Source organism: Streptomyces sp. NPDC048483, assembly GCF_040651455.1.
Taxonomy (GTDB): Bacteria; Actinomycetota; Actinomycetes; order Streptomycetales; family Streptomycetaceae; genus Streptomyces.
This window is the reverse complement of sequence record NZ_JBEZJZ010000001.1, coordinates 106176-116734: the sequence shown is the minus strand read 5'-3', so window position 1 is coordinate 116734 and position 10559 is coordinate 106176. Positions and strand designations below refer to the sequence as shown.

Genomic DNA, 10559 nt, shown 5'->3' with positions numbered 1-10559 from the left:
ACCGCTTGTCAGCGGCGGCAGCCCAGGTACAGCACCGTATGAAGAGCGAATTTCGGGTCCGTCACGCGCCGGGAATGCCTGGGGTTACACCCGGCGCACGCGGCCCCACGGTCATGTGTGAGGTGATCGGGCGGGTGCCTGCCGCCGGCGCCCGGACGTGCCCGGCTGCTCCTGGCTCGCGGGCGCGGGGCCGTACGAGCCGCCGACCGGTGCCGGCCCTCGCCGCCGATCCGGCCTCGGGCGCCGGGACGAGCGGTACGGGCGCCTGCGCACCCGGCCGGAGTTCCACGGGGCGGTCCGGCCGGCCGCACCGCCCCCGGCCGCACCCGCCTCGTCCCGGTGACCTGGGACGGCAGCGCGGCCCGGCCGGCCGGCGGCCACCGGCCCGCGTTCCTGCAGGGCGCCGCCCTGGCCGACGCGATCGCCGCCGTACCGCCGGACTGGAGCCCCGCCGACCCGGTTCCGCTGATCCTGCTGACCCGGTGACCGCAGACGACCCGTGCCGTCGCCCTCACCGCCATGGTGCCGGGGAGCGTCGTGCGGGCACGGAAACGGGGCCGCACCCCCAACGATGCGACCCCATATGACCTGCACGTTTGCTGGATCAGCGCTGTCGTGCCAGGTCACGCACTAAACGTTGAACCGGAACTCCACCACATCCCCGTCCTGCATCACATACTCCTTGCCCTCCATGCGGGCCTTGCCGGCCGCGCGGGCGTCGGCGACCGAGCCGGTTTCGATCAGGTCGGCGAAGGAGATGACCTCGGCCTTGATGAAGCCCTTCTGGAAGTCGGTGTGGATGACACCGGCGGCCTCGGGGGCGGTAGCGCCCTTCTTGATGGTCCAGGCGCGGGTTTCCTTGGGGCCGGCCGTCAGGTAGGTCTGCAGGCCGAGGGTGTTGAAGCCGACGTGGGCGAGGGTGGCGAGGCCGGGCTCGTCCTGGCCGACGGACTGGAGGAGTTCGAGGGCCTCGTCCTCGTCGAGCTCGGCGAGGTCAGCCTCGAGCTTGGCGTCGAGGAAGATCGCCTCGGCGGGGGCGACCAGGGCGCGCTGCTCGTTCTTGAAGTCCTCGTCGGTCAGCTCGTCCTCGTCGACGTTGAAGACGTAGAGGAAGGGCTTGGTGGTGAGGAGGTGGAGGTCGTGGAGGAGCTCCTCCTTGCCCGAGCCCTGGACGATGCCCTGGGAGAAGAGGGTGTCGCCCTTCTCGAGGATCTCCTTGGCCGCCTCGACCGCCGCGACCTTCGAGGCCACGTCCTTCTTGATCCGGGACTCCTTCTGGAGGCGCGGCAGGACCTTCTCGATGGTCTGGAGGTCCGCGAGGATCAGCTCGGTGTTGATGGTCTCGATGTCGCCCTTGGGCGAGACCTTGCCGTCGACGTGGACGACGTTCTCGTCCTTGAAGGCACGGATGACCTGGCAGATCGCGTCGGACTCGCGGATGTTCGCGAGGAACTTGTTGCCCAGGCCCTCGCCTTCGGAGGCGCCGCGGACGATGCCCGCGATGTCGACGAAGTCGACGGTGGCCGGGAGGATCTTCTGGGAGGAGAAGATCTCGGCGAGCTTGGCGAGGCGGGGGTCGGGGACGCCGACGACGCCGACGTTGGGCTCGATGGTGGCGAACGGGTAGTTGGCCGCCAGCACGTCGTTCTTGGTCAGGGCGTTGAACATGGTCGACTTGCCGACATTCGGCAGACCGACGATTCCGATCGTGAGCGACACGGTGGCGACTCGACTTCCGAAGGGAGAGGTGGTGGGTGGGCAACCGCTCCGGACCGGATCCGGAGTGCGGATACGGAACCCGGGAGGGCCGATCCACCAGTCTACGGGGCCGGAGACGCGCAGGCGGGCGGGTGGGCGCCCCGCCCGGGACCGGGACACGCCGCCCGTCCGTCGAACGGACCGCCAAGCGCACCCAAAGCGCGTGTCCTGCGAGCACTTGATCCCGCTTGGCGGCCTACCGTTGGCGAGTGGAGCAACACGAAGCGCGCAGGGACCAGCACAGTCCGCCGCGGAGCGGCCGGGCTCCCGCCGTGGAGGCCGATGCCCGGCCGCCGCGCCCCGCGGAGGCCGCCGCGCCGCCGGGGCCGCCCAGCGGCGAGACCGCGACGGTGTACCGCGCCCGGCCCCGGCGGCCACCACCGCCCGCCCCGCTGGCCAAGCTGCTGCGCCGGATGCCGCGCCCGATGCTCACCGGCCTCGGCTGCTGGCTGCTCGCCACTCTCGCGCTGCTCGTCTTCGCCTTCCTCGACCGGCTGCTCCTCGGCTCCGCGCAGATCCCGTACGGCGTGTTCTTCGTGCTGGTCAGCATGTGTGCGTCGCTGTGGGTACGGCCGTACGACCTGATCGCCGCGCCGGTCGCGCTGCCGATCGCGTTCGCGCTGGGGGCGCTGCCGATCCAGCGCGGGGCGGACGGATTCGGCGGCCTGCTGATGGGGATCTTCACCGTCCTGGCGCTGAATGCGCCCTGGCTCTATGCCGGCACGCTGATCTGCGCGCTCGTCGCCCTGTTCCGTAAGGCGATGCTCATCGCGCAGCGTCGGGCCAGCCGACCGGTGAGTCCACAGCCGACCGGGCCGATGGGGCGGGGGCAGGGGAACCGTCCGCGCGAGGTGGCCCAGCAGCCCGACCGGCATGGGCGGCCATCGCCGCGCCCACAATCCCCGCACTGTTCTGAAGCCGGGCCGGCACGATCTCGGCCCTGATGCCCTCGATCAGCGGCAGGAATTTCTCCGCCTTGCGGCTGACCCCGCCGCCGATCACGAACAGCTCGGGCGAGAACAGCATCTCCACATGGGCGAGGTATTTCTGGACCCGGTGCGCCCAGTGCTGCCAGCTCAGGTCCTCGTCCTCCTTGGCCTTGGTCGAGGCGCGCTTCTCGGCGTCGTGGCCGTGCAGCTCCAGGTGGCCGAGCTCGGTGTTGGGCACCAGCCGGCCGTCGGCGAAGACGGCGCTGCCGATGCCGGTGCCGAGGGTGAGGACGATGACCGTGCCGGTGCGGCCGCGGCCCGCGCCGAAGTGCATTTCGGCCAGGCCCGCGGCGTCCGCGTCGTTCAGCAGGGTGACGGGGCGGCCGGCGCCCAGCCGGCCGGTGAGCAGGCCGGCGGAGTCGAGGCCGATCCAGCCCTTGTCGACGTTGGCGGCGCTACGGGTCGTACCGCCGGTGACCACGCCGGGGAAGGTCGCACCGACGGGGCCCGACCAGTCGAAGTGGTCCACGACCTGCTTGACGCAGTCCGCGACCGCCTCAGGGGTGGCCGGGTGCGGCGTCAGCACCTTGTAGCGGTCGTCGGCGAGATCGCCGCGCTCGAGATCCACCGGGGCACCCTTGATGCCCGATCCGCCGATGTCCACACCGAAGACCCTCATGGGAAAAGGCTAGGCGCGCAGGCGGCCGATCACCCCTTGAATCGCTTAAGTGATCGCCCGCCTACGGGGCGCCTGGCGGAATCGCCCCGCGGCACCCGCGGATTCCGTGGAAGCCGCGGATCGCTCACGGGGCCGTCCGGCGCTCAGCCCCGGGTGGCCGCCTCGGCCTCGGCGCGCAGATCGCGGCGGAGCTCCTTGGGCAGCGAGAAGGTGATGGACTCCTCGGCGGCCGTGACGGTCTCGACGTCCTCGTAGCCGCGCGCGGCGAGCCAGTCCAGGACGCCGTGGACGAGGATGTCGGGGACGGAGGCACCGGAAGTGACGCCGACCGTGCCCACGCCCTCGAGCCAGGCCTCGTCGATCTCCTCGGCGTAGTCGACCAGGTGGGCGTCGCGGGCGCCCGCGCCCAGCGCCACCTCGACCAGGCGGACGGAGTTCGAGGAGTTCTTGGAGCCGACGACGATGACGAGGTCGGCCTCGGCGCCCATCTGCTTGACCGCGATCTGGCGGTTCTGGGTGGCGTAGCAGATGTCGTCGCTGGGCGGCGAGAGGAGGTTGGGGTAGCGGCCCTTGAGGGCGTCGACGGTCTCCATGGTCTCGTCGACGGAGAGGGTGGTCTGGGAGAGCCAGACGACCTTGTCGGGGTCGCGGACCTCGACGTTCTCGACGTCTCCGGGGCCGTCGACGAGGGTGATGTGCTCGGGCGCCTCGCCACTGGTGCCGACGACTTCCTCGTGGCCTTCGTGGCCGATCAGGAGGATGTCGTAGTCCTCGTTGGCGAACCGGACGGCTTCCTTGTGGACCTTGGTGACCAGCGGGCAGGTGGCGTCGATGGTGGCGAGCTTGCCGCGCTTGGCCTCTTCGTGGACGACGGGCGCGACGCCGTGCGCGGAGAAGATGACGATGTTGCCCTCGGGCACCTCTTCCGTCTCCTCGACGAAGATCGCGCCCTTCTTCTCGAGGGTCTTGACGACGTACTTGTTGTGCACGATCTCGTGGCGTACGTAGACGGGCGCGCCGTACTGCTCAAGGGCCTTCTCGACGGCGATCACGGCGCGGTCCACGCCCGCGCAGTAGCCACGGGGGGCGGCGAGCAGGACCTTGCGGGCGGGCGGCTGGCCGGGCAGTGCAGTCATGCCGTCCATCGTAGGCCGTGCCTCACCGTCGGCGGATCGCACCGGTGGCTGAGACTGTTTAAGCACGTACGAAGGCCGTACGAAGGAGGACGGATGCCGGGCACGGTCGGTGCAGCCACGGGCGATGCGGCGGACGGCAGCGGGGCCGGGAGCACCGGCGGGGGCCCCGGATCGCTGCGGCGGACGCTGACGTTCCGGGATCTGATCGTCTACGGGCTGCTGTTCATCGCCCCGATGGCGCCGGTCGGGATCTTCGGCACGCTGCAGGCGAAGTCGCACGGTGCGATCACGGTCGTCTATCTGGCCGCCACGGTCGCGATGGCGTTCACGGCGTATTCGTACGCGCAGATGGTGCGGGTCGCCCCGCAGGCCGGGTCGGTCTATACGTACGCGCGGGTGGGGCTGGGCGAGGGCGCGGGGTTCGTCGCCGGGTGGATGGCGATGCTGGACTATCTGCTGATCCCGGCGGTGGCGTATCTCTTCTCCGGGATCGCGATGCATGCGCTGGTGCCGTCGGTGCGCCAGTGGGTGTGGACGGCGCTCGCGGTGGCCGTCACGACGCTGCTGAATCTGTGGGGCGTACGGGTGGCGGCCGTCGTCGGGTTCGCGGTGCTGGCGCTGGAGATCGCGGTGCTGGCGGTGTTCGTGGTGGCGGCCGTGGCGGAGCTGGCCGCGCACGGTGCGCAGCGCGGCTGGACGGTGCCGCTGACCGGGGAGGGCGGGTTCTCCGTCACCGCGGTGCTGTCGGCGGTGTCGGTGGCGGTGCTGTCCTATCTGGGCTTCGATGCGATCGCTTCGTTTGCGGAGGAAGCGGCCGGGGGTTCCCGGCGGGTGGCGCGGGCGGTGCTCACCTGTCTGGTGGTCGCCGGTGTGCTCTTCGCCGTACAGACGTATCTGGCGGCGCTGCTCGCCCCGATGACGGCGGGCGAGCTGGCGGCACGGCCGGGTGCGCAGGGCGATGCGTTCTACGTGACGGTCGATGCGGCGGTCGGCGGGTGGCTGCACGACCTGGTGGCGGGGAGCAAGGCGCTCGGTGCGGCGTTCGCGGCGCTGGCGGGGCAGGCCGCGGCGGGGCGGCTGCTGTTCGCGATGGCGCGGGACCGGCGGCTTCCGGGGGCGATGTCGAAGGTGGACGCGGGCAGCGGGGTGCCGCGCCGGGCGCTGCTGGGGGCGGCCCTGGTGACGCTGGTGGCGGCGGTGTGGGCGGCCCGCCGGGACGACGGACTCGACCAGCTGTCGTCGGTCGTGAACGTGGGCGCGCTGACCGCGTTCGCGCTGCTGCACGCCTCGGTGATCGGGTGGTTCTGCTTCCGCGGGCGGGCGGGGGCGCCGCGCGTGCTGCGCCATGTGGTGGTGCCGTTGCTGGGGCTGGCGGTGGTGGTCGCGGTGATCGTCTCGGCGTCGGCGACGGCGCAGGCCGTGGGCGCGGTCTGGCTGGCGGTGGGACTGGTGGTGCCGGCGGTGCGGTACGGGTGCCGGGCACGGGACCGGGCGGGGCGGGGCTGACCGCCGCAGGACCGGCACTGTCAGTGGCCGCCGCTACTCTCGCTCGTATGGCTGTCTCTACGTCTGCGGAAACGCCGATCCCGGTCGGCGAGGTGTCCCGGCTCATCGGGGGGTGGATCGACCGTCTCGGCGCCGTATGGGTCGAGGGGCAGATCACCCAGCTCTCGCGGCGGCCCGGCGCGGGCGTGGTCTTCCTGACGCTGCGCGACCCCTCGCACGACATCTCGCTGAGCGTGACGTGCTACCGCCAGGTCTTCGACAAGGTGGCCGACGTGATCAGCGAGGGCGCCCGGGTGGTGGTGCACGCCAAACCGGAGTGGTACGCCCCGCGCGGTCAGCTGTCGCTGCGCGCCGCCGAGATCCGGCCGGTCGGGGTCGGGGAACTCCTCGCCCGGCTCGAGCAGTTGAAGAAGTCGCTGGCGGCGGAGGGGCTGTTCGCGGCGGACCGCAAGCGGCCGCTGCCGTTCCTGCCGCAGCTGATCGGGCTGGTCTGCGGCCGGGCCAGCGCCGCCGAGCGCGACGTCCTGGAGAACGCCCGGCACCGCTGGCCGGCGGTCCGCTTCGAGGTGCGCAATGTGCCGGTGCAGGGCGTGCACGCGGTGCCGAAGGTGATCGAGGCGGTCCAGGAGCTGGATGCGCTGCCCGAGGTGGACGTGATCATCGTGGCGCGTGGCGGCGGCAGCGTGGAGGACCTGCTGCCGTTCTCCGACGAGCAGCTGGTACGGACGGTGAGCGCGGCCCGTACGCCCGTCGTGTCCGCGATCGGGCACGAACCGGACTCGCCGCTGCTGGACCTGGTCGCCGATCTGCGGGCCTCGACGCCCACGGACGCGGCCAAGAAGGTCGTCCCGGACGTGGGCGAGGAGCTGGCCCGGGTCCGGCAGCTGCGGGACCGGGCCTGGCGCGCGGTCAACGGCTTCGTCGAGCGGGAGGAGCGGGGGCTGGCGGCGGCGCTCCAGCGGCCGTGCATACAGCGGCCGCAGCGGATGGTGGAGGAGCGCGAGGAGCAGATCACCGCGCTGCTGGAGCGCGGTCGGCGCACGCTCGGCCATCTGCTGGACCGCGCCGACTCCGAGCTGGCGCACACCCTGGCGCGGGTGGTCGCGCTCTCCCCCAAGGCGACGCTGGAGCGCGGCTATGCGGTGCTCCAGAAGGCGGACGGGTCGGCGGTGCGCTCACCGGAAGAGGTGGGCGCGGACGACGCGTTGCGGGCCCGGGTGGCGGAGGGCGAATTCCGGGTGCGGGTGGAGGGCGTGCCCGGTGCCGTCGCCTCCGCAGGGGACACGGACTCGTAGGCCGGGGATCACGACGTGCAGAGCGACGATCACGACGCGCAGGCCGGCATTCACGACTCATAGGGCGATCACGGACTCATAGGGTGGGAGACAAGGAAGACATGGCGAAGACGAGGACGAAGACGGACGGCGTGGTGGACGACGGGGTGGACGGCATGGCAGACGCCGAGCAGGGCGCGGCGGCCGGGGATCCGGCCGAGGTGGAGTCGGTCCTCGGTTACGAGCAGGCGCGGGACGAGCTGATCGAGGTCGTCCGCAGCCTGGAGGCGGGCGGCACGACGCTCGAGGAGTCGCTGGCGCTGTGGGAGCGCGGCGAGGAGCTGGCGAAGGTCTGCCGCCACTGGCTGGAGGGCGCACGGGCCCGGCTGGACGCGGCGCTGGCGGAGCCGTCGGGGAACGCGTAGGCGGGGATGCCTGCGGGGGGCGTATCGACCGGGGGGACGTATGGACGGGCGGGCGTCGGCCATGTGAACCCCGTCACAATCCCGCATTTTAGTTGAACATTAATCTATCTGCCTTACAGTGGTTTCCGTAGATGTGAAACCAAGCCGACTCACCGAGGTGCCCTTATGTCTCTCGCCCTTGACGCCGCCGCTCAGGACCTCCTGTTCCGCGAGGCCCAGACCGCCAACACGTTCACGGACGAGCCGGTCACCGACGAGCAGGTCCAGGCCATCTACGACCTGGTGAAGTACGCCCCCACCGCCTTCAACCAGTCGCCGCTGCGGCTCACCCTGGTCCGTTCCGAGGAGGCCCGGCAGCGCCTGGCCAACCACGCCATGGGCGCCAACGGCCCGAAGACGCTGGCCGCGCCGCTGACCCTGGTCCTCTCCGTCGACCTGGACTTCCACGAGAAGCTGCCGCACCTCTTCCCGGCGATGCCCGGCGTCAAGGACGCCTTCTTCTCCGAGGCCGCCGCCCGCGAGACCGCCGGCACCCAGAACGCCACCCTCCAGGCCGGCTACCTCATCGTCGGCATCCGCGCCGCCGGCCTGGCCGCCGGCCCGATGACCGGCTTCGACTTCACCGGCATCGACAAGGAGTTCTTCGGCGACGGCAAGCAGAAGTCCTTCCTGGTCATCAACGTCGGCAAGCCGGGCGCCGACGCCTTCTTCCCGCGCTCCCCGCGCCTGACCTTCGACGAGGTCGCCGCCACCGTCTGAGGCGCGTCACGCGTCCCCGTCACGCACGGAACCGCGCAAGAACGCAGGACGCAAGAACGCAGGACGCATCAAAAGGCCGCCGCACCCGGAAAGGGTGCGGCGGCCTCATGCATATCGTCAGGGCATCCCGCGGGGCCGTCCATCGAGTCATCCCGCAGGGACTTACGCGGGCGCTCAGCCCTTCCGCGTCACCAGGGCCGCGGCCAGATCCGCGAGCCGCCCGTACGGTGCCGTCCCCGTGACCACCGTGGTCACACCCGGCTCCTCGCGTACCAGCGCCTTGTACTTGTCGCCCTCGTAGCGGTCCCACTTCTTGCTGCCGACGGCCTGCTTGCCCTTGACCTTGGTCGCGCCCAGCGTGACCTCCCGGACGAACTTCTTCGCGGGCGCGTCGCTCTGCTCGATGGCCGCGTACTGCTGCTCCGGGTCCAGCATGCCCAGGTGCCAGGCGCCGCCCTTGCCGTCGTTGCTCGCCTTGTACGAGACGGAGGTGGCGCGCCAGGTCTTCGGCAGCCCCTCGGGCACCGCGACCGCGTACGGCGCGGCCCGCCGGGCGGTGGTGACCTCGACCCGGTAGTCGACCGTCCTGACCGCGCTGTCCTCGGCGTTCCGACTGTCGTCGTGCGGAATGAAGACATACACCGCCGCCACGACGATGCCGATCACCGCCAGCGACAGGATCATGTCCCGCACCGTTTGCCTGCCTCGCATACCTGCCACGCCCCTATCGTCCCCTATGGCGGCAGCGGTCCCGACAGGCCCCCCGCCCACGGCCGCGACCTGCGCAAACGCAAGTTTCCAGCCACCCTTGACGCCGCTCATGCGAAGGGCCCTCTGCTCAATTAGGCGCCATACGGATAAGGTCGTATCACCCTCATCCTTCACGGCCGTCGCCGTACAGAAAGGTGCGCTCGATGACCGAGCATCATCTCCCGTCCCAACTCGAGGTCAGCCCGGAGGCTCCGGACCGCAACCTCGCCCTGGAGCTCGTCCGGGTCACCGAGGCCGGCGCCATGGCCTCGGGCCGCTGGGTGGGGCGAGGTGACAAGAACGGCGCGGACGGCGCGGCGGTCAAGGCCATGCGCGCCCTGATCCACACCGTCTCGATGAACGGCGTCGTGGTCATCGGGGAGGGCGAGAAGGACAACGCCCCGATGCTCTACAACGGCGAGCGCGTCGGCGACGGGACCGGCCCCGAGTGCGACGTGGCCGTGGACCCGGTGGACGGTACGACGCTGACCGCCAAGGGCATGGCCAACGCCGTCTCCGTGATGGCGGTCGCCGAGCGCGGCTCGATGTTCGACCCGTCCGCGGTCTTCTACATGGACAAGCTCGCCACCGGCCCCGAGGCGGCGGACTTCGTCGACATCACGGCCCCGGTGGCCGTGAACATCAGGCGGATCGCCAAGGCGAAGAAGTCCGCCGTCGAGGACGTCACCGTGGTCATCCTGGACCGGCCCCGCCACGAGGGCCTGGTCAAGGAGGTCCGCGAGGCCGGCGCCCGGATCAAGTTCATCTCCGACGGCGATGTCGCCGGCGCGATCATGGCGGCCCGCGAGGGCACCGGCGTCGACCTGCTGCTGGGCATCGGCGGTACGCCCGAGGGCATCATCGCGGCCTGCGCGCTGAAGTGTCTGGGCGGCGCCTTCCAGGGCAAGCTGTGGCCCAAGGACGACGAGGAGCGGCAGCGCGCGCTGGACGCCGGCCACGACCTCGACAAGGTCCTGGAGATCGGCGACCTGGTCAGCGGCGACAACGTCTTCTTCGTCGCCACCGGCATCACCGACGGCGAGCTGCTGCGCGGCGTCCGCTACCGCGCCGAGAACGCCTACACCCAGTCCCTGGTGATGCGCTCCAAGTCCGGCACGATCCGCCAGATCGACTCCCAGCACCGCCTGTCGAAGCTGCGGGCGTACAGCTCGGTGGACTTCGAGAGGCCCAGCTAGCACCCCGCGGCGTACTGGACCGGGGCCGGAGCCGTTGTCGGTTACGGTCTGCGTTCACGCACCAACGCTTCGCCCCCGCCCGGAGATCTCCCGGCGGGGGCGAAGCGCGTACGGACGCGGGGGCATCACGCACGTACGGGGATGACG

The 10559-nt window shown here is 71.2% G+C and carries 10 protein-coding genes and 1 pseudogene; 7 read left to right on the top strand and 4 right to left on the bottom strand.

Going from position 1 to position 10559, the window contains the following annotated elements; all coding sequences use genetic code 11:
• Positions 1-339: 339 nt before the first annotated feature.
• Positions 340-486 carry a hypothetical protein gene (locus AB0D04_RS00580; protein WP_362697404.1) on the top strand — a complete coding sequence of 49 codons (147 nt, stop codon included), beginning with the start codon at positions 340-342 and terminating at the stop codon, positions 484-486.
• Positions 487-630: 144 nt separating this feature from the next.
• Here AB0D04_RS00580 and ychF read toward each other — a convergent pair whose 3' ends face one another.
• Positions 631-1719 (bottom strand): redox-regulated ATPase YchF, encoded by a 1089-nt coding sequence (gene ychF / locus AB0D04_RS00575; RefSeq protein WP_362697401.1) that lies wholly within the window; start codon positions 1717-1719, stop codon positions 631-633.
• A gap of 452 nt (positions 1720-2171) precedes the next feature.
• Between ychF and AB0D04_RS00570 the strand changes: the two are divergent.
• Positions 2172-2510: pseudogene (locus AB0D04_RS00570) on the top strand (DUF6542 domain-containing protein); the annotation flags it as partial.
• Between the two features lie 13 nt (positions 2511-2523).
• Here the strand turns inward: AB0D04_RS00570 and ppgK are convergent.
• Both ppgK and AB0D04_RS00560 read right to left on the bottom strand, forming a co-directional pair.
• On the bottom strand, positions 2524-3366 hold the full coding sequence (gene ppgK, locus AB0D04_RS00565; RefSeq protein ID WP_362697398.1) for a polyphosphate--glucose phosphotransferase: 843 nt from the start codon (positions 3364-3366) through the stop codon (positions 2524-2526).
• A gap of 143 nt (positions 3367-3509) precedes the next feature.
• Positions 3510-4502 (bottom strand): 4-hydroxy-3-methylbut-2-enyl diphosphate reductase, encoded by a 993-nt coding sequence (locus AB0D04_RS00560; protein WP_362697395.1) that lies wholly within the window; start codon positions 4500-4502, stop codon positions 3510-3512.
• A 93-nt stretch (positions 4503-4595) separates the two neighbouring features.
• Here AB0D04_RS00560 and AB0D04_RS00555 point away from each other — a divergent pair, with 93 nt between their 5' ends.
• The 4 genes from AB0D04_RS00555 (at position 4596) to AB0D04_RS00540 (ending at position 8466) form a co-directional block, all read left to right on the top strand.
• Complete coding sequence (locus AB0D04_RS00555; RefSeq protein ID WP_362697392.1) at positions 4596-6008, top strand: APC family permease; 1413 nt, start codon at positions 4596-4598, stop codon at positions 6006-6008.
• Between the two features lie 47 nt (positions 6009-6055).
• Entirely contained in the window at positions 6056-7303 is a 1248-nt protein-coding gene (gene xseA, locus AB0D04_RS00550) for an exodeoxyribonuclease VII large subunit (protein WP_362697389.1), read from the top strand.
• Between the two features lie 155 nt (positions 7304-7458).
• Positions 7459-7707 carry an exodeoxyribonuclease VII small subunit gene (locus AB0D04_RS00545; RefSeq protein WP_362697683.1) on the top strand — a complete coding sequence of 83 codons (249 nt, stop codon included), beginning with the start codon at positions 7459-7461 and terminating at the stop codon, positions 7705-7707.
• A gap of 165 nt (positions 7708-7872) precedes the next feature.
• Positions 7873-8466, top strand: coding sequence for a malonic semialdehyde reductase (locus AB0D04_RS00540; protein WP_362697386.1), 594 nt, complete (start codon positions 7873-7875; stop codon positions 8464-8466).
• A 174-nt stretch (positions 8467-8640) separates the two neighbouring features.
• Here AB0D04_RS00540 and AB0D04_RS00535 read toward each other — a convergent pair whose 3' ends face one another.
• Positions 8641-9177: a DUF4245 domain-containing protein gene (locus AB0D04_RS00535; RefSeq protein WP_362697680.1), complete on the bottom strand. Its 537-nt coding sequence runs from the start codon at positions 9175-9177 to the stop codon at positions 8641-8643.
• A gap of 203 nt (positions 9178-9380) precedes the next feature.
• Between AB0D04_RS00535 and glpX the strand changes: the two genes are divergently transcribed.
• Complete coding sequence (gene glpX / locus AB0D04_RS00530; protein WP_362697383.1) at positions 9381-10412, top strand: class II fructose-bisphosphatase; 1032 nt, start codon at positions 9381-9383, stop codon at positions 10410-10412.
• The last annotated feature ends 147 nt before the right edge of the window (positions 10413-10559 follow it).